Here is a 20,462-nt window from a genome sequence, read left to right as displayed (position 1 = left end):
CGGTACCGGGATCACAGGAGACTGAAGCATGAAGATGACGACACTGTTTTACGCGAAAATCGTGGCCTGCGCACTGGCAGCAACGTGCGCCCTGGGCGCAGCCGCCGACGCCGGCGCCCAGACGCTTGGCGACTTGATCAAGAAAGGCAAGCTGACCATCGGCGTCGTCAGCGGCACGCCGCCGTTCGGCAGCATCGACGCCAAGGGCGTGCCCGTCGGCTATGACGTCGACGTCGCCAACCTGATCGGCAAATACCTGAACCTGCCCGTGGAAGTGGTGCCCCTGACGGCGCCATCGCGCGTGCCGTCGCTGGAATCGGGCAAGGTCGACTTCCTCGTGGCCACCCTGGCGCCCACGCCGGAACGGGCCAAGACCCTGATGTTCACCATGCCCTACAGCGCGTTTGAACTGGCCATCGTCGCGCCCGTCGGCGGCAAATTCAAGGCCCTGGCCGACCTGAAGGGCAAGAAGGTGGGCGTGACGCGCGGCACCACGAATGACACGGCGCTGAGCCGCATGGCGCCGGCCGGCACCAGCATCGTGCGTTTCGAGGATGACGCCACCGTGACCCAGGCCTTGCTCAGCAAGCAGGTCGACGCCGTCTCGATCCCCAGCACGATGGCGCTCGACATCATCAAGACGCGCGGCGCGGGCAAGATCGAGGTCCGCTTCTCCTACTCGCTGCAACCGAACTCGATGGCCGTGCGCCGCGGCGACTTCGAACTGCACCAGTGGCTCAACAACTTCATCTACTACGTCAAGCTGAACGGCGAACTCGATGCCATCGCGCGCAAGTGGAGCGGCGCGCCGCTGCCGGCGCTGCCAACCTTCTGATACCGCAACCCGCACAGCGATAGTGCTCGTCCGCACGGCGCGCCGCCATGGTGGCGCAGCCGGGGATGCGCACGTAGAAAGGAGTTGAGTATGCCGTATGAATTTCATTTCGAACTTGTCATGCAGTCGCTGGACCGCCTGTTGTGGGGCGCGGCGCTGACGATACGCCTGAGCGCCCTGTCGATGGTGCTGGGGCTGGCGGTGGGCGTGTGCGCCGCCGTCATCCTGAAGAACGGTCCCGCCTATGCCCGCGCCATGGTGCGCGCCTATGTCGAGATCATCCGCAGCACGCCGTTCCTGGTGCAGCTGTTCATCATCTACTTCGGCTTGCCGTCGCTGGGCCTGCAGCTCGACGCGAACGGCGCCGCGCTCGTCGCCATGACGGTCAACCTGGGCGCTTATGCGGCCGAGATCGTGCGCGCCGGCATCGGCACCGTGCATCCGTCGCAGCTCGAGGCGGCCCAAGCCCTGGGCATGACGCGCTGGCAGATGATGCGCCACGTGGTGCTGCTGCCGGCGCTGGAAAAAGTCTATCCCGCGCTGGCCAGCCAGTTCACCTTGATGATGCTTGCCTCGAGCGTCGTATCGGCCATTTCCGCCGAAGAGCTGACTGCCGCCGCCCACCTGCTCGACTCGGAAACCTTCCGCAGCTTCGAGATCTACATCGTCGTGATGGTGCTGTACATCCTGCTGGCCCTGCTGTTCCGCTTCAGCTTCTGGGTGCTGGGCCAGATCGTCTTCAAACGCCGCCGCCGTCTGGGCGCGGCGCGCATGGGAGCATGACATGATCAGTGATTTTTCCTGGGATAACCTGCAATTCCTGCTCGAGGCCACGCGCTGGACCATCGGCCTGTCGCTGATCGTCTTCGTCACGGGCGGCATCGCCGGCTTCGCGGTGGCGCTGCTGCGCACGGCGCGCAGTCCGTTCCTGCGCTGCATCAGCGCCCTGTACATCCAGCTGGTCCAGGGCACGCCCGTGCTGATCGTGCTGTTCCTCACCTATTACGGCCTGGCCCTGTTCGGCTACAAGCTGTCGCCGGTCATCGCGGCCGGCGCGGCGATGACGATCTTCGCCAGCGCCTACCTGGGCGAGATCTGGCGCGGCTGCATCGAAGGCGTGCAGCGGCAGCAGTGGGAAGCATCGGCCGCGCTGGCGCTGAACCGCTACCAGCAGCTGCGCTACGTCATCCTGCCGCAGGCGCTGCGCCATTCGCTGCCGCCGACGGTGGGCTTCATGGTGCAGATCATCAAGAACACTTCGATCACCTCGATCATCGGCGTGGTGGAACTGACGCGGGCAGGGCAACTGGTCAGCAATGCGACCTTCCTGCCGTTCATCGTCTTCCCCATCGTCGCCCTGATCTACTTCGCGATGTGCTATCCGCTGTCGCGCTACAGCCATTCACTGGAAAGGAAATTCCATGCCCATCGTTGAAATCGACAATATCAGCAAGAGCTTCGGCGCCAATCACGTGCTCAAGGGCGTGTCGTTCGCCGTTGAGCGTGGCCAGGTGATCGCCGTGATCGGCCGCAGCGGCTCCGGCAAGAGCACCATGCTGCGCTGTATCAACGGCCTGGAAACCATCGACAGCGGCAGCATCGTCGTGGCCGGCCACACGCTGACGGCGCGCCAGGAACACCTGCTCGACTTGCGCAAGGACGTCGGCATGGTCTTCCAGAGCTACAACCTGTTTCCCCACCTGACCGTGGAAGAAAACGTCATGCTGGCGCCGCGCATCGTCAAGAAGGTGCCCGACGCGCAGGGCCGCGCCACGGCGCTGCGCGTGCTCAAGCAGGTGGGCCTGGACCACAAGCGCGAGTCCTATCCCGAGCAGCTGTCGGGCGGCCAGCAGCAGCGCGTGGCCATCGCCCGGTCGCTGGCGATGGAGCCGCAAGTGATGCTGTTCGATGAAGTGACGTCGGCGCTCGACCCGGAACTGACGCAGGAAGTGCTGAAGGTGATGGAAGAGCTGGCGCAGGCGGGCATGACGATGCTGCTGGTGACGCACGAGATGGAGTTCGCGCGGCGCATGGCCGACGTCACCGTCTTCATGCACCAGGGCTTGGTGTGGGAAAGCGGGCCGTCGGAAGCCTTTTTCAGCAACCCGCAAACGCCCGAAGCGCGCCAGTTCGTCGGCGCGGGAGCGATCAAGTGAGCCCCGTCCTGGTGGCGGCGTCGGCCTACGGCGCAAGCAGGGTGAGGCAGCTGGGGCAAAGCCATTTCATCGACGTGGTGGCCGATGCGGGTGGCGCCGGCATCGAGATCCGCCGCGAACTGTTTACTTCCGACGTGCCGGACCTGGCGCGCATGGGCGCGGCCGTGGCCGCGCGCGGCCTGTACTGCGTGTATTCCACGCCCATCGAATTGTGGGACGCGCACGGGCAGCTGCAGCAAGAACTGCTGCGGCAAATGCTGGACGAGGCGGCGCGCCTGGGGGCGCGCTACCTGAAGGTGTCGCTGGGCCATTACCCGCCCGTGCCGGACTTGCCGGCCTTGAAGGCGCAGCTGGAGGCCGCACCCGTGGCGCTGCTGGTGGAAAACGACCAGACGGCCCACGGCGGCAAACTGGCGACGATGGCGCGCTTCCTGGCGGCGGCGCGCGACATCGGGCTGCCCGTGGGGCTGACCTTCGACATCGGCAACTGGCGCTGGGTGGGCGAGGACGCGCAGCAGGCGGCGCGCCTGCTGGCGCCGTACGTGCGCTATGTGCATTGCAAGGCGGTTCTCGATGACGGGGGCCGGCTGTCCGCCTGCGCCGTCTCCGACGCCGATCCCGCCTGGCGCGCCGTCTTTGCGCACTTTGCGCCGGGCGTGCAGCGGGCCATCGAATTCCCGCTCGAAGGCGTTGACCTGGTGGCCGAAACGGGCCGCTACATTCAGATACTGGAGGCCGCATGATGAAGCTCGACGTTGTTACCTATGGCGAGGCGATGGCGATGTTCGTTGCCGAGCAAACGGGCGACTTGGCCGCCGTGGCGCACTTTACGCGCCGCCTGGCCGGCGCCGAGACGAATGTCGCCATCGGCCTGGCGCGCCTGGGCTTGAAAGTCGGCTGGCTGAGCCGCGTGGGCGACGACTCGTTCGGCCGCTTCATCCGCGCCAGCGTGCAGGCCGAGGGCGTCGATTGCAGCCGGGTCGTCGCCGTCGCCGGCCAGTCCAGCGGCTTCCTGCTCAAGGAAAAGGCCGAGAACGGCGCCGACCCGCTGGTCGAATACTTCCGCAAGGGTTCCGCCGCCAGCCGGCTGGCGCCCGAGCACTTCGACCCCGCCTATTTCCTGTCCGCGCGCCATTTGCACGCCACGGGCGTGGCCGCGGCGCTGTCCGGGACCAGCCTGGCGTTCGCCGGCCAGGCGCTCGATTTCATGCGTGCCAACGGCCGCACCGTGTCGTTCGATCCGAACCTGCGGCCCTCGCTGTGGCCGTCACAGGCCGTCATGGTCGAACAGATAAACCGCCTGGCCGCCAAGGCGGACTGGGTGCTGCCTGGCCTGGGGGAGGGGAAAATCCTCACCGGCCACGACCTGCCGCACGACGTCGCCGGCTTTTATCTGCAGCAGGGCGCGCGCCTGGTGGTCATCAAGCTGGGCGCCGAGGGCGCCTATTACCGCACGGCCGATGGCGACAGCGGCATGGTGGCGGGCGAGCGCGTGGCCAAGGTGGTCGACACGGTGGGCGCCGGCGATGGCTTCGCGGCCGGCCTGGTCAGCGCCTTGCTGGAAGGCTTGCCGCTGGCGCAGGCGGTAGGGCGCGGCAACCGGGTCGGCGCCTTCGCCATCCAGGTGGCAGGAGACATGGAAGGCTTGCCCACCCGCGCCCAGCTCGACGCGCTGGACCCATCTTGAACCGAACAGGGGAAATACTCGTGAAAAAACATGTGGTTGTCTATAAAAAGCTGGCCGAGCCGCTGCTGGCGCGCCTGCGCGCCGAATGCGAGGTGACGTACTTCGAAGCGATCGACGCGGGCAACCGCGCCGCGTTCGCCGCCGCCATCCGCGGCGCGCACGGTCTGCTGGGTGCCAGCGTGCGCCTGGACCGCGAATTGCTGGACCCGGCCCTGGACCTGCGCATCATCTCCACCATTTCCGTGGGCGTCGACCAGTTCGACGTCGACTACCTGCGCGAACGGGGCATCTTGCTGGCCAATACGCCGGACGTGCTGACGGAAACGACGGCCGACACCATCTTCGCGTTGATACTCGCCAGCGCGCGGAGAGTCGTCGAACTGGCCGAATTCGTCAAGGCCGGACGCTGGACGCGCAGCGTGGGCGAGAGCCAGTACGGCGTCAACGTGCACGGCAAGACCATCGGCATGCTGGGCATGGGCCGCATCGGCCGCGCCGTCGCCCGCCGCGCGGCACTCGGTTTCGGCATGCAGGTGCTGTACGTGAACGGCGAAGCGGTGCCCGAGGTGGAAGCGGCGCTGGGCGCGCGCCAGGTGGCGCTCGACGAGCTGCTGGCGGGCTCCGATTTCGTCTGCGTGGTGCTGCCGCTGACGGCGCAGACGGAACGCATGATGGGTCGGCGCGAATTCGCGCTGATGCGCCCCGGCGCCATCTTCATCAACGGTTCGCGCGGGCGCATCGTCGACGAGGCGGCGCTGATCGAAGCGCTGCGGCAGGGCGTCATCTACGGCGCCGGTCTCGACGTGTTCGAGCGCGAACCGCTGGCGCCGGACAATCCGCTGCCGCACATGGCCAACGTGGTGGCGCTGCCGCACATCGGCTCGGCCACGCACGAAACGCGCTACGCCATGGCGCAGCAGGCCGTGGACAACCTGCTGGCCGGCCTGCGCGGCGAGCGTCCGCGCCACCTGGTCGGCTAAGAGCAGCATCCATAAAAACAGACAGGGAAAGAAATGAAGAACAAGGTAGCAAGGGCAATGATCATCGGCGCAGGCGCCTGCGGCGGCCTGTGTAGCGCGCAGTCGAGCGTGGCCATGTACGGCATCGCGGACCTGGGCGTGGTGTCCGAGAACGGCGGCCCCGGCGGCAGGGTTCTCAAGCTGACGAGCGGCATCGCCAACGGTTCGCGGCTCGGTTTCAAGGGCAGTGAAGACCTGGGCGGCGGCACGACGGCGATATTCACAATGGACGCGGGCATCCTGGCCGACACGGGCGCTTCGGCCCAGGGCGGCCTGCTGTTCGGACGCCAGGCCTTCGTCGGCCTCGCCGGCGCGGCGGGCACGCTGCGCCTGGGCCGCCAGTACACCTTCATCGACAGCAGCCTGGGGGCGCTGGACCCGTTTTACCTGGGTTTTGCGGGCAGGATGAGCAACGTTTTCACGGCCGGCTACATCAGCCGGGTTGACAACAGCATCACCTACAGCTCGCCCGTGCGCGGCGGCCTTTCCGGCGAACTGGCGTACGGCTTCGGCGAAGTGCCGGGCGACGCGTCGGCCAGACGCTACATGGGCGCGGCGGCCACCTATGCCAGCGGGCCGCTGTATGTGCGCATGGCGCACCAGGACGCCAATACGCTATCAAGCGCGCTGGTGACGGGCAGGGCAAGGAACACGGTACTGGGCGCCACCTGGGACTTCGGCGTCGTCAAGGCGCATGGCGCCGTTGCCGTCAGCAAGAGCACGGCGGGCGCCGCCACGACGGTCGACAGCGCGGACCTGATGCTGGGCGCCACCGTGCCTGTCGGGCCGCACCGTGTCCTGTTCTCGTACGTGCGGCGCGACGACCGGCGCGCCGCCAACGGCGACGCTACGCAGATCGGCATCGGCTACACCTACGCGCTGTCGAAGCGCAGCACCTTGTACGCGGCCTACGCGCACATCGACAACCGCAATGGCGCCGCTTATTTGGTGGGCAACGCCACCGACAACGGCACCGGCAACCAGGCCTGGAACCTTGGCCTGCGCCACACTTTTTAAGGGGGAAATCGAATGAAGAAAATCGGATGGATACTGGTCGGTGCCAGCACCGTGGCGCGCGAATGGATGGTCGATGCGATCGGCCAGCAGGGCGACGCCGAAGTGCTGGCCGTGGTCAGCCGCGATGCCGCACGCGGCGCCGCCTTTGCCGGGCAGTTCGGCATCGCCGCCAGCTACACGGACCTCGATGCGGCGCTCGCGCATCCGGGCGCGGACGCCGTATATATCAGCACCACCAACGAGCTGCACATGGCGCAGACCTTGCAGGCGGCGCGCGCCGGCAAGCACGTGCTGTGCGAGAAGCCGCTGGCGCTGAACCTTGACGACGCCCGCCGCATGGTCGATGGCTGCGCCGAGGCGGGCGTGGTGCTGGGGATTAACCACCACCTGCGCAACGCGGCCAGCCACGGCAAGGTGCGCGAACTGATACGCGCCGGCGAGATCGGCCAGCCCCTGTATGGCCGCGTGCTGCACGCGAACAACCTGCCGCAGCACCTGCGCGGCTGGCGCCTCGATGCGCCGGAGTCGGGCGGCGTCACGCTCGACATGTTCGTGCACGATGTCGATACCCTGCGCTTCCTGCTGGACTCGGAGCCGCGCCACGTCACGGCCTGCGCCACCAGCGGCGGCATGACGGTGGCCGGGCTGGAAGAGGGGCTGATGGCCGTCATCGAGTTCGACAACGGCGCCCTGGTGCAGGTGCACGATGCGTTCAACGCGCCATATTCGCTGTCCGGCGTGGAAATCATCGGCACCAAGGGCACCATCTTCGCCACCGGCGTGATGACGCAGCGCCCCGTCGGCACCATCAGCCTGACGCGCGACGGCGGCAAGGTCGACATCCCCGTCGAGCATGAAAACCTGTACGTGCGCTCGGTGCGCGCCTTCCAGCGCGCCATGCGCGGCGAAGGGCAGCCGGCCGCCACGGGCGACGACGGCATGCGCGCGCTGGCCACGGCGCTGGCGGCGCAGCAGGCCAGCCGCAGCCACCAGCGCGTGACCCTGGCCGGCTGACGACCGCCCGCACAAATAAAAAAGCCGCCTGATCGCAAAATCAGGCGGCTTTTTATTGGCTTGCGTCCGTGATTATTCTTCGCGGCGCAGGTGAGGGAACAGCAGGACGTCGCGGATGTTCGGCGAATCCGTGATGATCATCATCAGGCGGTCGATGCCGATGCCGCAGCCGCCGGCTGGCGGCATGCCGTATTCCAGCGCGCGGATGTAGTCGGCGTCGTAGAACATCGCCTCTTCATCGCCGGCGTCCTTGGCGGCCACTTGCGCCAGGAAGCGGGCCGACTGGTCTTCCGCATCGTTCAACTCGGAGAAACCGTTGGCGATTTCGCGGCCCACCATGAACAGCTCGAAGCGTTCGGTGATGCCGGCCACCGTGTCGGAAGCGCGCGCCAGTGGCGACACTTCGACCGGGTAGTCGATGATGTAGGTCGGTTCCCACAGCTGCGCTTCAGCCGTTTCTTCGAACAGCGCCAGTTGCAGCGCGCCCAGGCCGGCCGTGGCGAACGGCTTGACGCCGAATTTCTTCAGCTCTTCCTTGATGAAGTCCGCATCGTTCAGCTGCTCCGGCGTGTAGCCCGGTGCGTATTTGTTGATCGCTTCGACGATGGTCAGGCGGTGGAACGGTTTTGCCAGGTCCAGTTCGCGGCCGCCGTAGGTCAGGGTGGCGGTGCCGTGCGCGTCGATGGCGGCCTGGCGGATGACGGCTTCCGTGAAGTCCATCAGCCATTTGTAGTCGGTGTAGGCCGCGTAGAATTCCATCATCGTGAATTCCGGGTTGTGACGGATCGACACGCCTTCGTTGCGGAAGTTGCGGTTGATCTCGAACACGCGGTCGAAGCCGCCTACCACCAGGCGCTTCAGGTACAGCTCGGGCGCGATACGCAGGAACATCTGCATGTCCAGCGCATTGTGGTGCGTGATGAACGGTTTTGCTGCCGCACCACCCGGGATCGTGTGCAGCATCGGCGTTTCCACTTCCATGAACTCGTTCTTTTCCATGAAGCGGCGGATCGACGAGATGGCGGCGGTGCGGGCCTTGAAGGTGCGGCGCGTCTCTTCGTTCATTATCAGGTCGACGTAGCGCTGGCGGTACTTCGTTTCCTGGTCGGCCAGGCCGTGGAATTTGTCCGGCAGCGGGCGCAGCGATTTGGTGATCAGACGCAGTTGCGTGACCTTGATGGTCAGTTCGTCCGTCTTGGTCTTGAACAGGGTGCCTTGCACGCCCAGGATATCGCCCAGGTCATAGTGGTGCAGGGCGGCCATGGCCGCTTCGCCGGTGATGTCCAGGGTGGCGTAGATCTGGATGCGGCCGTCGGCCTTCGGGCCGGAAGCGTCCTGCAGGGTGGCGAAAGCGGCTTTCTTGCCCGCTTCGCGCTTGAGCATCATGCGGCCGGCCAGCACCACGTGTACGGGGTTTTCTTCCAGTTCTTCACGCGTCTTGCTGCCGTATTGCGCGTGCAGGTCGGCCGCCTTGTGCTCGGGGCGGAAGTCGTTCGGGAAGGCGACGCCTTGTTCGCGCAGTGCTGCCAGCTTGACGCGGCGCTCGGCGATGATCTTGTTTTCATCGGGTGCGGCGGCTTGTTCTTGGATATCCGTAGTCATGGTGTTCTTCGTTGGTGATTATTGATGATGTGGCGCCAGCGCAGGCGCCACGCTGGCAAACAGTGCGTCGACGTCGAGCGTGGAGAAATTCGGCACGATGGCAATGACGTTGTCGAAGGCGGCAAACGCTTCGGCCGGCAGGGTGGTGGTGAGCACCACGGCGCGCATGCCGGCACGGCGCGCCGCTTCCACGCCCAGGGGCGCGTCTTCAAAGACGATGCAGTTGTGCGGCAGCGCGCCAGCCAGCTGTGCGCCTTTCAGGAAAACGTCCGGGTGCGGCTTGCCCCGTTCCACGTCCGAGGCGCCGACGATGGCGTCGAAACGCTGGCGCAGGTCCAGGCCGTCGAGCGTGAAATCGATGTTTTCCGTCGGTGCCGCCGAACCGACCACCAGCGCGACCTTGTTGCGGCGCGCGCTGGCCGTCAAAGCGTCGAAACCGGCGACCGTGGCCAGGTGCGGGCCATACAGTTCGCGGTAGACGATTTCCTTTTCAGCGAGCAGGGTGACGTGGTCGGCATCCTCGCCCAGGTACTTGGCGATGATTTCGCGGCCATGGCGTTCTGCCGTGTCGCGGAAAAAAGCGTCCGCGTCCAGCGCATGGCCGTGGCGTTCAAAGAACGCCAGCCACGATGTCGTGTGGAAGGCCATGTTGTCGACGATCGTGCCATCCATGTCGAACAGGAAGGCGCGCTGCGCTGGAGCGGATGCATTCATCCTTATACGCCTTGCTTGAGCGAGGCGGAGATGAAGTCGTCGATGTCGCCATCGAGCACGCCCTTGGTATTGCCCGTCTCGAAACCGGTGCGCAAGTCCTTGATGCGGGACTGGTCCAGCACGTAGGAGCGGATCTGGTGACCCCAGCCCACGTCCGTCTTCGAGTCTTCCAGCTTTTGCTGCTCGCTCATGCGCTTGCGCAGCTCATGCTCGTACAGCTTCGCTTTCAGCATTTCCATCGCTTCGGCGCGGTTGCGGTGCTGCGAACGGTCGTTCTGGCACTGCACCACGATGCCGGTCGGCGCGTGGGTCATGCGGACGGCGGAGTCGGTTTTATTGATGTGCTGACCACCGGCACCCGACGCGCGGTAGGTATCGACCCGGATATCGGCCGGGTTGACGTCGATCTCGATCGAATCGTCGACTTCCGGATACACGAACAGCGACGTAAACGAGGTATGGCGGCCGTTGGCCGAGTCGAACGGCGACTTGCGCACCAGGCGGTGCACGCCCGTTTCCGTGCGCAGGAAGCCGTAGGCGTGATCGCCCTCGACCTTCAGGGTGGCCGTCTTGATGCCGGCTACCTCGCCGTCTGACTGCTCGAGGATTTCGACTTTAAAACCCTTGCGTTCGCAATAGCGCAGGTACTGGCGCAACAGCATCGAAGCCCAGTCCTGGGCTTCCGTACCGCCGGCGCCGGCCTGGATGTCGATGAAGCAGTTGTTCGGGTCCATCGGATTGTTGAACATCCGGCGGAATTCCATGCTTTCGATGACCTTGCGGATTTCCTGCACGTCCTGCTCGATCGCTTCGAGCGTCTCGTCGTCGCCTTCTTCGCGGGCCATGTCGAACAGGTCGCGGGTGTCGCGCAGGTCGGCATCGGCCTTGGCCAGGGTGAAGACGATGGCTTCCAGCGCCTTCTTCTCTTTACCGAGGTCCTGGGCGCGCTTGGGATCGTTCCAGACGGTGGGGTCTTCCAGCTCTTCGTTGACTTGCTCTAGTTTCTCCGACTTGACAGTGAAGTCAAAGATACCTCCGAAGTTCGGCTTCGCGGACCGTCAGGTCGTTGAGCAGGGCGGAGATGATATTGATGCGTTCGGCTTCCATAATGTTCTGGTCTTCTATGGTGAAATCAAACCCTGAATTATACGCGAGCGCGGCGCGTTTCTGATGCCGGCGGCGCCGAATCGGTGGCGACGGGGGCAATAAAATGACGATTTTGCTGTATTTGCGACAATATTTATGCCTTGATAGGGGCTGGCGTGCTGCGTATGATGCTGGCGATATTGTCTTTCCACAGGAATACATCATGAGCCAACTTCCCCGTCTCGCCCTGTTGCCGCTGCTGCTGGCCGGCTGCGGCACCTTGCCATCCGCCGCCACCGGACCGGTCCAGCTTTCGGCCGCACCGGCCGGCAGCAGCGCCACCCTGGCCCTGCTCGAGACGACGGACTTGCATGCGAATGTGCTCAGTTATGATTACTACAAGCTGCAGGCGGAGCCGTCGATCGGCCTGGAACGCACGGCGGCCCTGATCGCCCAGGCACGTGCGCAATTCCCGAACAATCTGCTGCTCGACAACGGCGACACCATCCAGGGCACGGCGCTGGCCGATTACCAGGCCCTCGTGAAACCGCTGGCCTGCGACCAGACCCTGGCCATCTACAAGGCCATGAATGTGCTGAAAGTGGACGGCGGCGGCATCGGCAACCATGAATTCAACTACGGCCTGGCGTTTTTGAGCCAGGTGACGGGCAACCGCTTCGACGTCGACAGCGTCGACGCCGGCAAGCCGCGCTGCGCCGGCCCCGCCTTCCCGCAAGTGCTGGCCAACGTCTACAGCGTCAGGACGGGCAAGCCCCTGTTTGCGCCATACCACATCATCAACAAGCAGATCACGGCAACCGGCCCCGATGGCAAGCCCGTGACGAGCAGCGTGAAGGTCGGCATCATCAGCTTCGCGCCGCCCACCATCATGGCCTGGGACAAGCGCTGGCTGGAAGGGCGCGTCTACACGCAGGGCGTGCGCGAGACGGCGGAAAAATTCATCCCCGAGATGCGCGCCAAGGGCGCCGAACTGGTGGTGGCCATCTCGCACGGCGGCCTCGATGACAGCCCGTATTCGCCAACGATGGAAAACGGTAATTACTACCTGTCGCAAGTGCCGGGCGTGGACGCCATGCTGATCGGCCACTCGCACCAGCTGTTCCCGAACGCGGCCAGCACGGTGCCGCAGTTTAATTTGCCCGGCGTCGACAAGGTCAGGGGATTGGTCAATGGCGTGCCGACCGTGATGGCCAATTTGTGGGGCAAGCACCTGGGCGTGATCGGCTTGCACCTGCGCCACGACGGCAAGCAGTGGGTCGTCGACAAGAGCGCCACGACGGTGGAAGCGCGCGGCATCCAGAACGCGGACAAGAGTTACGTCCAGCCCGATCCTGCCATCGCCAAACTGGTGGCCGAGGAGCACGCGGCGACGATTGCCTACGTGCAGACGCCGGTCGGCGCCACGGATTTCCGCATGTCGACGTATTTCGCCGACGTGGGCGACGTGAGCGCCATCGAAGTGGTGAACCAGGCGCAAGCGGGCTATCTGGCTGCCTACGTCAAAGCGAACCTGCCGCAGTTCGCGCACCTGCCCGTGCTGTCGATGTCGTCGCCGTTCAAGAGCGGCTCGGCCGGCGTGTCCGACTACACGGACGTCAAGGCGGGCAATGTGGCGCTGAATAATGCGGCCGACCTGTATCTGTATCCGAACGCGCTGTACGGCGTGAAGATGAATGGCGCGGAGCTGAAAGCCTGGCTGGAACAGTCGGCGCGGCGCTTCAACACCATCGACCCGAACAAGCTGGAAGCGCAGGAACTGGTCAACACGGCCCACCCGAGCTACAACTTCGATACGATCACCAGCGCCGACGTGCGCTACCAGATCGACGTCACGCAACAGCCCGGTCAGCGCATCAAGGCGCTCACGTACAAGGGCAAGCCGGTGGACGCCAGCCAGGAGTTTTTGATCGCAACCAATAACTACCGCGCCAGCGGCGGCGGCAATTTCCCGGGTCTCGACGGCAGCAAGACGGTGGTGGCCTCGCCCGACAACAACCGCGAACTGCTGATCGCCTACGTCACGCAAGAGAAAAACCTGACGCGCGCGAAAAACGGCTCGGCACGCAGCTGGCGCTTCGCCAAGGCCGTCACCAAAGGCCCCGTGGTCTTCCACTCGGCGCCGAACGTGATCGACCTGGCCAAGGCGGCCGGCATTGACAACGTGACGCAGCTGAAGCTTGATGATGGCGCGGGCAAGGGCTTTGCGCTGTATCAAGTGGACCTGTCGAAGTGAAGGCATGGTTGTTTGCCATCGCCCTGGCCGTATCGCCGCTGGCATCGGCGGTGCCGGACCTCACGGCCCGGGCCAAGGTCTTGATGCGCGCGGGAGCAGCGACCCAGCCGCAGGCGCGCGTCCTGTTCGAACAGGCGGCGGGGCAGGGCAGCGGTCCCGCCGCGTATTACCTGGGCTTGATGCTCAAGAACGGCATGGGCGGGCCGCAGGACGGCGCCGCCGCGCTGCGCTGGCTGGAACTGGCCGCGCAACGCGGCGTGGCGCCAGCCATGTTCATCGTGGCGAACATGCTGCTCGATAGCGACGAAGCCCGGGCGCGTTACTGGCTCGACGCCGCCTGCGACCTGGAATACCCGGAAGCGCTGCAGCAGAAATCCGTGGCCCTGGCCGAAGGGCAGATGGGCTATGCGCATAGCGAGGAGCAGTCGTTCCTGTACCTGAAGATGGCGACGCATGCGATGGGGCACCGTCCGTCCGAACCCTGAGTTACGCCGGCGCGTCCTTCTTCGGCTTGGCCCGCAAGCTGGCCGCCGCCTCGCCGATGGCGAACGGGTCGCGCGACAGGATGGCCGCGCCCAGGTCGACCAGTTTGGCCGCCGCACCGATGGCCGCTTTCACGTCGGCGATGCGCTTGAGCTGCTGCTTGCCCTTGGCGATGGCGCCCTCGATATCGCCGCGCGCCTGTTCCGCGCCTTCGGCCGTCAGGTAGATGCCGTACGCGCGAAACAGGGACACCATCTGGTCCAGGTGGTTTTCATATTGTTCCAGCAGCGCGCGCTCGTCCGGCGCCAGCGTCTCGCGTTCGCGGATGCGCAATTCCAGCACCAGGCTCGACGCCTGCGCCAGGCTGTCGGCGATGGCGTAGCTTTGGTCTTTCGTCAGTTCGGTCAGTTGGGCCATGGGATACTCCTGTGTGCGCGCCGCTTACCAGCGGGCGGGGGCATAGAAAACAGCCTGTTTTTGCAGCGTGTCGACCTGGCGTGAAAACTGCGCCAGCTGTTGTTCCAGTGCGGGCGCCTGCAGGCGGTCGAGATTGGCGCGCAGCGCGGCCACGCTCGCCTGCAGCGCGTCGACGGCGGCGACGTACGCGGCGACGATCTTTTCCCTTTCCTGCAATTGCCGGCCTTCCAGGTGCAGTCGCGTGCGGATGTAGTTGGCGGCCAGCGGTTCGCGCGGCGCGGCCTTGTCGACGGCGCCGCGCAGCAGGTCCAGGTCGCGCAATTCATCCTGCAAGCCGGCGCGGTAGCTGCGCTGCGCATACTCCTTGAGCGCATTGCTGACGATGTCGACGGCTTCCTGCTCGTCGAGCAATTCGCGCAAGGCCGATTTCTGCAGGCGCTGCGTGGCCAGGCGGCTCAGGTGTTCGCTCAGTTTTATCACCTTGTCCAGCTTGCCCGCATCGAGCAGGGGCGCGCCGCCACCCGGCTGCGCCAGGCCGCCCAGCGCATCGCCGAGTCCTGCAAACTCTTCCTTGTAGACGGGTAGCTTGTCATCGGCCAGCGCCGCCAGGGTGCGGGCATAGCGCAGCAGGAGGTCGTTCAGGCTGGCGATCGACGCTGTGGCCTGCTCGATGGCGGCGCAATCGGCCCGCGCCGCCTGTTCGCTCGCTTGCGCATCGAAACGCTCGGCCAGGATCAGGCGCTTGCGCATGGCCTTGTCCATGCAGCTGTGGACGCCGCCCGCCAGCATGGGCTCGAAGTGGACCGACATCTTTTGCGTCTGTTCTGCGAAGGTGCGCACGGGCGCCAGGTTGCTGGCGCAGCCGCCCAGCAGCAGGCTGGCGGTGGCGCAAAGAAGCAGGGTGGAAACGGATGAATTCTGTGGGCGCTGCATATGGCCTCCATGCGGTAGCAGTAGCTGATGGGTCCGGCGCGCACGCGCTGGCATGGCCGACGTTAGCATGCTAAGGAGTAGCAGTATTGCGCCAGATCAGCGGCCAGATGAATCGCCGAGCTCGCCTTTCTGCCTGTCGCGTTTTGCCACAGGACTGTTGCCCGATGGTGCAAGGTGCTCCAATTTGCGCCATATTTTCCTTACAAAAAACTGACAGCGGGCCGGCAATCTGGTCTTTTTCGCATGTTGCGACGCGTCATATGTAGTTGTTGCTGGGGCATGTTTACTCACCTACAATGATTTATCGATGGGGCGGTTATCCAGCGTACGACTATAAAAATAAGTGGCATGAAAAACGTTGTATCAGAGGAGATGACAATGAATTTGAAACAGAAATTGCTCGTGGCAAGTTTGGTTTTGGGTTTCTCGCAGGCGGCCGTCGCAGCCGACCCCATCAAGATCGGCGTGTCCGGTCCGTTCACGGGCGGTTCCGCGCCGATGGGCGTGTCGATGCGCGACGGCGTCAAGCTGGCCGTCGCTGAAATCAATGCCAAGGGTGGCGTGCTGGGCCGTTCCCTGCTGCTGATCGAGCGCGACGACGAAGCGAAGAACGAACGCGGCGTGCAGATCGCCCAGGAGCTGATCAACAAGGAAAAGGTCGCCGCCACCGTCGGCTACATCAACACGGGCGTGGCCCTGGCCTCGCAGCGCTTCTACCAGGAAGCAAAAATTCCCGTCATGAACAATGTGGCGACGGGCTCCATCGTCACCAAGCAATTCGCCGACCAGCCGGAAAACTACATCTTCCGCAATGCGGCCAATGACACCATCCAGTCCGGCATGATCGTGCACGAGGCCATCGAGAACCGCAAGTTCAAGAAAGTGGCGATCCTGGCCGACTCCACCAACTATGGCCAGCTGGGCCGTGAAGACCTGGAAAAGGCGCTCGACAAGAAGGGCATCAAGCCCGTCGTCGTGGAAAAATACAACATCAAGGACGTCGACATGACGGCCCAGCTGCTGAAAGCCAAGCAGGCGGGCGCGGAAGTCGTGCTGACCTACGGCATCGGCCCGGAACTGGCGCAGATCGCCAACGGCATGGAAAAACTGGGCTGGAAAGTGCCGCTGATCGGCAGCTGGACCCTGGCCATGGGTAACTTCATCGACAACGCGGGCAAGAACGGCAATGGCACGCGCATGCCGCAAACCTTCATCCAGGACGCCAGCACGCCGAAGCGCAAGGCCTTCATCGACGCCTACGTGGCCGCCTACAAGCCATCGGGCGGACGCATGCCGTCGGCCGTTTCGGCCGCGCAAGGCTACGATTCCATCTACCTGCTGGCCGCGGCCATCACGCAGGCAGGCGGCACGGACGGCCCGAAAGTGCGCGCCGCGCTGGAAAACCTGAACGAGAAGGTGGAAGGCGCCGTCACCACCTACAACAAGCCGTTCAGCAAAACCAACCATGAGGCGATCACGGCCGACCTGACGGTCTTCGGTGAGGTCAAGGACGGCAAAGTCGTCCTCGCGAAATAAGCCTGGCAGACATTCGCCGCGCAGTGGCCAGCCTTGAGGAATCAGGACTGGCCATTTTTTCATCGTTCGTCTTCCGGGGAATACCATGGAAATCTTCCTGCAGCTCGTCTTCAGCGGCATCGCGCTGGGCATGATCTATGCCGTCATCGCCTTCGGCTACCAGCTGACCTTTGCCACTTCCGGCACCCTCAATTTCGGCCAGGGCGAATCCCTGATGCTGGGCGCGCTCGTGGGCCTTTCCCTGGTGGGCACCATCCACGGCGGCCCGTACATGAGTTATCTGTTGATGATCCCCATCGTCATCGTCTTCGGCGCCTTGCAGGGCGTGTTCGTCGAATGGATAGGCGTGCGGCCCGCCATCAAGATCAAGTCCGAATTCGGCTGGATCATGTCGACCATCGCGCTGGCGATCATTTTCAAGAATGTGGCGGAAAACATCTGGGGCAAGGATGACCTGATGTTCCCGTCGCCGCTGTCGGCCGCGCCGTTCCAGGTGTTTGGCGCCAACGTGCAGCAGATGCAGGTGGCCGTCATCGTCGGCGCGCTGGCCATCATGCTGGCCGTCGAAGTGTTCAACCGCAAATCGATCTATGGCAAGGCCGTCGTGGCGACGGCCAACGACCGCGACGCGGCCGGCCTGATGGGCATCAACACGGGCATGGTCATCACGTTTTCCTACGCGCTGTCGTCGGCCACGGCCGCCTTTGCGGGCGTGCTGGTGGCGCCGCTGACACTGACGGGAGCGACCATGGGCGCCTCGCTGGGCTTGAAGGCGTTTGCCGTGGCCATCATCGGCGGCCTGACGTCGGGCGTGGGCGCCATCGTCGGCGGGCTGATCCTGGGCATCGCCGAGACGACCACCGGCTACTACATTTCCACCGGCTACAAGGAAGTGCCAGGCCTGCTGCTCCTGCTGCTGGTGCTGGCCGTCAAGCCGTCCGGCCTGTTCGGCAAAGCCGCGATCAAGAAAGTCTGAGGACCACATGAACAAGAAAATCACCATGCTGGCGCTGAGCGCGGCGGGACTGGCCGCGCTCGCGCTGTTCCCCATCGTCATCCCGAACCCGTATTACATCCACCTGGCCGAGACCATCCTGATCTACGCCATCCTGCTGTTCGGCCTCGATATCGTCGTCGGCTACACGGGGCAGGTGTCGCTGGGCCACGCGGGCCTGTTCGGCATCGGCTCGTACGTCACGGGCGTGCTGGTGTTCAAGCTGGGCGTGTCGTTCTGGCTGGCCATCCCCGCCAGCATCCTGGGCGCGGCCGTGTTTGGCGCCATCCTGGCCTTGCCGGCCTTGCGCGTGACGGGCCCCTACCTGGCCATGGTGACCCTGGCCTTCGGCACCATCGTGCAAATCCTGATCAATGAAATGAGCTTCCTGACGGAAGGGCCGATGGGCATCAAGATCCACAAGCCCGTCCTGTTCGGCCACAAACTGACGGAAGTGGAGTACTACTACATGGTCGCCGCGCTGCTGGTGATCTCGCTGGTGGTGGTGCACCGCATCCTGAAGTCGAACCTGGGCCGCGCGTTCGAAGCCTTGCGCGACAGCCCCATCGCCTCGGACTGCATGGGCGTGTCCGTGTACCGCTACAAGGTGTACGCCTTCGTCATCAGCGCCGGTTTCGCGGGCCTGGCCGGCAGCCTGTACGCGTATTCGGAAGAATACATCTCGCCCAACACCTACAATTTCGAGCTGACGATCTTGTTCCTGCTGGCCGTCATCATGGGCGGGCGCAAGACCCGTTCGGGCGCGCTGATCGGCGCCCTGATCGTCGTCATGCTGCCCAGCCTCTTGTCGGACATCGAATTGTTCCGCAAGATCGCCGTGACCGCCGCCGTGCTGGGCGTGATCGGCTCGGCCTTCATGCTGGCGAAAAAGCGCTCCACCGTGCGCGGCGTGCTCGTGCCCCTGGTAGCCACCATCGGCCTGGCCGCGTTTTCCTACAAGCTGGAAAACATGGTCGACTGGCGTTTGACCATCTTCGGACTGATGACCTTGTTCGTCGTGTACTACCTGCAGGATGGCATCGTGGGCTTCTTGATGAGCTTTATCGGCAAGGGCCGGCGCCACGTGCAAGCCGTCGCTTCGCATGGCGTGGCGCCGTTCGACCATGCACAGGGCGGCCAGCAGGGCGCGACCCTGCTGCGCGTGGACCAGGCCCTGATGCAGTTCGGCGGCCTGAAGGCGCTGAACCAGGTGGACCTGAACGTCACGCAAGGTTCCGTGCACGGCTTGATCGGGCCGAACGGTTCGGGCAAGAGCACGATGATGAACGTGCTCACGGGGATCTACAAGCCGACGGCGGGCAAGGTGGAATTTGCCGGCGCCGTGATTTCGGGCCGCACGCCGTCCGAGATCGCATTGGGCGGCGTGGCGCGCACCTTCCAGAACGTGCAGCTGTTCGGCGAGATGACGGCCACCGAGAACGTGCTGGTGGGCCTGCACAACACTTTCAAGTCGAACGTGCTGGACGTGATGCTGCATACGCCGCGCTACAGGCGCGAAGAGAAGGCCGCGCGCGAGCGGGCCGCCAGCATCCTCGAATTCGTCGGCCTGGCCGACCTGGCCAATGAAGAGGCGCGCAATCTGCCGTATGGCAAGCAGCGGCTGCTGGAAATCGGCCGCGCACTGGGCCTCAATCCGCGTTTGCTGCTGCTCGACGAGCCGGCCGCTGGCTTGACGGCGCCCGACATCAAGGAGCTGATGGCCATCATCCGCAAGATCCGCGAGCACGGCATCACCATCATCCTGATCGAGCACCACATGGACGTGGTGATGGCCTTGTCGGACGTGGTGACGGTGCTGGACTTCGGCCAGAAGATCGCCGAAGGCGCACCCGCGCTTGTCCAGAGCGACCCGAAAGTGATCGAAGCCTACCTGGGCGGCAGCGCCGAAACCCTGAGCCCTGCGGCGCACTGAGAGGAAGACCATGCTGAGCATTCAAAATCTGCACGCCGCCTACGGCAAAGTCGAAGTCCTGCACGGCATTTCGCTCGACGTCCCGAAGGGCAAGCTGGTGACCCTGATCGGCTCGAACGGCGCCGGCAAGACCACCACCATGCGCGCCATTTCCGGCATGCTCAAACCGAAATCCGGCACCGTCACCCTGGGCGGCAAGGATGTCACGGGCCTCGATTCGCACAAGATCGCGCGCGCCGGCCTGGCCCATTCGCCGGAAGGGCGGCGCGTGTTCGCCTCGATGTCGGTGACGGACAACCTGCTGCTGGGCGCCTTCCCCCGCTTTACACGGGCGCGCCCGAAAGGCGACATCAAGCGCGACCTGGACAAGGCACTGGAACTGTTCCCCCGCCTGAAGGAGCGGCGCGACCAGCTGGCCGGCACCTTGTCCGGCGGCGAGCAGCAAATGCTGGCCATGGCCCGCGCCGTGATGCTGAACCCCGAAGTGATCCTGCTGGACGAACCGTCGATGGGCCTGGCGCCGATTTTGGTGGAAGAAGTCTTCCGCATCATCACGCGATTGAAGGCCGAAGGCGTGACCATGCTGCTGGTCGAACAATTCGCCGCCGCCGCCCTGAACGTGGCCGATTACGGCTACGTGCTGGAAAACGGCAGCATCTCCGTGCACGGCCCGGCGGAAAGCCTGAAAACCGATCCGAAGGTGATCGCGGCGTATCTGGGGGGAGGGCATTGATGATGGCCTGACAATGCGCTTGCTGCGCATTGTCAAATCCTCTACACTG

At 64.6% G+C, this 20,462-nt stretch carries 20 protein-coding genes; 15 read left to right on the top strand and 5 right to left on the bottom strand.

Going from position 1 to position 20,462, the window contains the following annotated elements:
- Window positions 1-28: 28 nt before the first annotated feature.
- The 9 genes from BLU39_RS02965 (at window position 29) to BLU39_RS02925 (ending at window position 7,728) form a co-directional block, all read left to right on the top strand.
- Window positions 29-835, top strand: a complete 807-nt coding sequence (locus tag BLU39_RS02965) for a transporter substrate-binding domain-containing protein (RefSeq protein WP_092709441.1) — start codon at window positions 29-31, stop codon at window positions 833-835.
- A 90-nt stretch (window positions 836-925) separates the two neighbouring features.
- On the top strand, window positions 926-1,618 hold the full coding sequence (locus BLU39_RS02960; protein ID WP_092709438.1) for an amino acid ABC transporter permease: 693 nt from the start codon (window positions 926-928) through the stop codon (window positions 1,616-1,618).
- A 1-nt stretch (window position 1,619) separates the two neighbouring features.
- The gene (locus BLU39_RS02955) at window positions 1,620-2,270 is read left to right on the top strand and encodes an amino acid ABC transporter permease (RefSeq protein WP_092709435.1); all 651 of its coding nucleotides are present in this window, start codon (window positions 1,620-1,622) and stop codon (window positions 2,268-2,270) included.
- Window positions 2,257-2,991 carry an amino acid ABC transporter ATP-binding protein gene (locus BLU39_RS02950; RefSeq protein WP_070304995.1) on the top strand — a complete coding sequence of 245 codons (735 nt, stop codon included), beginning with the start codon at window positions 2,257-2,259 and terminating at the stop codon, window positions 2,989-2,991. Before BLU39_RS02955 ends, BLU39_RS02950 begins: the two co-directional genes overlap by 14 nt.
- Entirely contained in the window at window positions 2,988-3,734 is a 747-nt protein-coding gene (locus tag BLU39_RS02945) for a sugar phosphate isomerase/epimerase family protein (protein WP_092709432.1), read from the top strand. The genes BLU39_RS02950 and BLU39_RS02945 overlap by 4 nt, the downstream gene beginning before the upstream one ends.
- The gene (locus tag BLU39_RS02940) at window positions 3,731-4,678 is read left to right on the top strand and encodes a sugar kinase (protein WP_092709428.1); all 948 of its coding nucleotides are present in this window, start codon (window positions 3,731-3,733) and stop codon (window positions 4,676-4,678) included. The genes BLU39_RS02945 and BLU39_RS02940 overlap by 4 nt, the downstream gene beginning before the upstream one ends.
- A 20-nt stretch (window positions 4,679-4,698) precedes the next feature.
- A complete protein-coding gene (locus BLU39_RS02935; RefSeq protein WP_092709425.1) occupies window positions 4,699-5,658 on the top strand; it encodes a 2-hydroxyacid dehydrogenase in 960 nt (319 codons plus the stop codon).
- 57 nt (window positions 5,659-5,715) lie between these two features.
- Complete coding sequence (locus BLU39_RS02930; protein ID WP_254788866.1) at window positions 5,716-6,714, top strand: porin; 999 nt, start codon at window positions 5,716-5,718, stop codon at window positions 6,712-6,714.
- A gap of 12 nt (window positions 6,715-6,726) precedes the next feature.
- Entirely contained in the window at window positions 6,727-7,728 is a 1,002-nt protein-coding gene (locus BLU39_RS02925) for a Gfo/Idh/MocA family protein (RefSeq protein WP_092709419.1), read from the top strand.
- Window positions 7,729-7,800: 72 nt separating this feature from the next.
- Here the strand turns inward: BLU39_RS02925 and lysS are convergent, their stop codons facing one another.
- The 3 genes from lysS to prfB form a co-directional block, all read right to left on the bottom strand.
- The gene (gene lysS / locus BLU39_RS02920) at window positions 7,801-9,330 is read right to left on the bottom strand and encodes a lysine--tRNA ligase (protein ID WP_092709416.1); all 1,530 of its coding nucleotides are present in this window, start codon (window positions 9,328-9,330) and stop codon (window positions 7,801-7,803) included.
- An 18-nt stretch (window positions 9,331-9,348) separates the two neighbouring features.
- Window positions 9,349-10,044, bottom strand: a complete 696-nt coding sequence (locus BLU39_RS02915; protein ID WP_092709413.1) for an HAD family hydrolase — start codon at window positions 10,042-10,044, stop codon at window positions 9,349-9,351.
- A 2-nt stretch (window positions 10,045-10,046) separates the two neighbouring features.
- A protein-coding gene (gene prfB / locus BLU39_RS02910) for a peptide chain release factor 2 (RefSeq protein ID WP_139143151.1) occupies window positions 10,047-11,151 on the bottom strand; the annotation gives its coding sequence in 2 pieces (ribosomal slippage) (window positions 10,047-11,069 and window positions 11,071-11,151; 1,104 coding nt in all).
- Window positions 11,152-11,353: 202 nt separating this feature from the next.
- Here prfB and BLU39_RS02905 point away from each other — a divergent pair.
- Both BLU39_RS02905 and BLU39_RS02900 read left to right on the top strand, forming a co-directional pair.
- On the top strand, window positions 11,354-13,384 hold the full coding sequence (locus BLU39_RS02905; RefSeq protein WP_092709409.1) for a bifunctional 2',3'-cyclic-nucleotide 2'-phosphodiesterase/3'-nucleotidase: 2,031 nt from the start codon (window positions 11,354-11,356) through the stop codon (window positions 13,382-13,384).
- Complete coding sequence (locus BLU39_RS02900; protein ID WP_139178135.1) at window positions 13,381-13,869, top strand: tetratricopeptide repeat protein; 489 nt, start codon at window positions 13,381-13,383, stop codon at window positions 13,867-13,869. The genes BLU39_RS02905 and BLU39_RS02900 overlap by 4 nt, the downstream gene beginning before the upstream one ends.
- Before the next feature lies 1 nt (window position 13,870).
- Here BLU39_RS02900 and BLU39_RS02895 read toward each other — a convergent pair whose 3' ends face one another.
- Both BLU39_RS02895 and BLU39_RS02890 read right to left on the bottom strand, forming a co-directional pair.
- Window positions 13,871-14,284 carry a hypothetical protein gene (locus tag BLU39_RS02895; RefSeq protein WP_092709403.1) on the bottom strand — a complete coding sequence of 138 codons (414 nt, stop codon included), beginning with the start codon at window positions 14,282-14,284 and terminating at the stop codon, window positions 13,871-13,873.
- Between the two features lie 24 nt (window positions 14,285-14,308).
- Window positions 14,309-15,217 (bottom strand): hypothetical protein, encoded by a 909-nt coding sequence (locus tag BLU39_RS02890; RefSeq protein ID WP_092709401.1) that lies wholly within the window; start codon window positions 15,215-15,217, stop codon window positions 14,309-14,311.
- A gap of 378 nt (window positions 15,218-15,595) precedes the next feature.
- Here BLU39_RS02890 and BLU39_RS02885 point away from each other — a divergent pair, with 378 nt between their 5' ends.
- The 4 genes from BLU39_RS02885 to BLU39_RS02870 all read left to right on the top strand — a co-directional run bounded on the left by BLU39_RS02885 (window position 15,596) and on the right by BLU39_RS02870 (window position 20,413).
- Window positions 15,596-16,753, top strand: a complete 1,158-nt coding sequence (locus BLU39_RS02885; RefSeq protein WP_046682990.1) for an ABC transporter substrate-binding protein — start codon at window positions 15,596-15,598, stop codon at window positions 16,751-16,753.
- Between the two features lie 85 nt (window positions 16,754-16,838).
- Window positions 16,839-17,729, top strand: coding sequence for a branched-chain amino acid ABC transporter permease (locus BLU39_RS02880; RefSeq protein ID WP_010398938.1), 891 nt, complete (start codon window positions 16,839-16,841; stop codon window positions 17,727-17,729).
- 7 nt (window positions 17,730-17,736) lie between these two features.
- Window positions 17,737-19,680 (top strand): branched-chain amino acid ABC transporter ATP-binding protein/permease, encoded by a 1,944-nt coding sequence (locus tag BLU39_RS02875; protein ID WP_092709398.1) that lies wholly within the window; start codon window positions 17,737-17,739, stop codon window positions 19,678-19,680.
- 10 nt (window positions 19,681-19,690) lie between these two features.
- Window positions 19,691-20,413: an ABC transporter ATP-binding protein gene (locus BLU39_RS02870; RefSeq protein ID WP_092709395.1), complete on the top strand. Its 723-nt coding sequence runs from the start codon at window positions 19,691-19,693 to the stop codon at window positions 20,411-20,413.
- Window positions 20,414-20,462 lie beyond the last annotated feature (49 nt).

The organism is Janthinobacterium sp. OK676 (assembly GCF_900103595.1).
Taxonomy (GTDB): domain Bacteria; phylum Pseudomonadota; class Gammaproteobacteria; order Burkholderiales; family Burkholderiaceae_D; genus Janthinobacterium.
Note: the sequence above shows the minus strand (reverse complement) of the source record. Positions and strands in the feature narration are given on the sequence as shown.

Bases quoted from the DNA above. Each gene is read 5' to 3' on its own strand.
- BLU39_RS02965 (WP_092709441.1), top strand. From the start codon at position 29: ATGAAGATGACGACACTGTTTTACGCGAAAATCGTGGCCTGCGCACTG.
- BLU39_RS02890 (WP_092709401.1), bottom strand. From the start codon at position 15,217: ATGCAGCGCCCACAGAATTCATCCGTTTCCACCCTGCTTCTTTGCGCC.
- BLU39_RS02885 (WP_046682990.1), top strand. From the start codon at position 15,596: ATGAATTTGAAACAGAAATTGCTCGTGGCAAGTTTGGTTTTGGGTTTC.
- BLU39_RS02940 (WP_092709428.1), top strand. From the start codon at position 3,731: ATGATGAAGCTCGACGTTGTTACCTATGGCGAGGCGATGGCGATGTTC.
- BLU39_RS02955 (WP_092709435.1), top strand. From the start codon at position 1,620: ATGATCAGTGATTTTTCCTGGGATAACCTGCAATTCCTGCTCGAGGCC.
- BLU39_RS02925 (WP_092709419.1), top strand. From the start codon at position 6,727: ATGAAGAAAATCGGATGGATACTGGTCGGTGCCAGCACCGTGGCGCGC.
- BLU39_RS02960 (WP_092709438.1), top strand. From the start codon at position 926: ATGCCGTATGAATTTCATTTCGAACTTGTCATGCAGTCGCTGGACCGC.
- lysS (WP_092709416.1), bottom strand. From the start codon at position 9,330: ATGACTACGGATATCCAAGAACAAGCCGCCGCACCCGATGAAAACAAG.
- BLU39_RS02950 (WP_070304995.1), top strand. From the start codon at position 2,257: ATGCCCATCGTTGAAATCGACAATATCAGCAAGAGCTTCGGCGCCAAT.
- BLU39_RS02930 (WP_254788866.1), top strand. From the start codon at position 5,716: ATGATCATCGGCGCAGGCGCCTGCGGCGGCCTGTGTAGCGCGCAGTCG.
- BLU39_RS02915 (WP_092709413.1), bottom strand. From the start codon at position 10,044: ATGAATGCATCCGCTCCAGCGCAGCGCGCCTTCCTGTTCGACATGGAT.
- BLU39_RS02905 (WP_092709409.1), top strand. From the start codon at position 11,354: ATGAGCCAACTTCCCCGTCTCGCCCTGTTGCCGCTGCTGCTGGCCGGC.
- BLU39_RS02870 (WP_092709395.1), top strand. From the start codon at position 19,691: ATGCTGAGCATTCAAAATCTGCACGCCGCCTACGGCAAAGTCGAAGTC.
- BLU39_RS02875 (WP_092709398.1), top strand. From the start codon at position 17,737: ATGAACAAGAAAATCACCATGCTGGCGCTGAGCGCGGCGGGACTGGCC.
- BLU39_RS02880 (WP_010398938.1), top strand. From the start codon at position 16,839: ATGGAAATCTTCCTGCAGCTCGTCTTCAGCGGCATCGCGCTGGGCATG.
- BLU39_RS02895 (WP_092709403.1), bottom strand. From the start codon at position 14,284: ATGGCCCAACTGACCGAACTGACGAAAGACCAAAGCTACGCCATCGCC.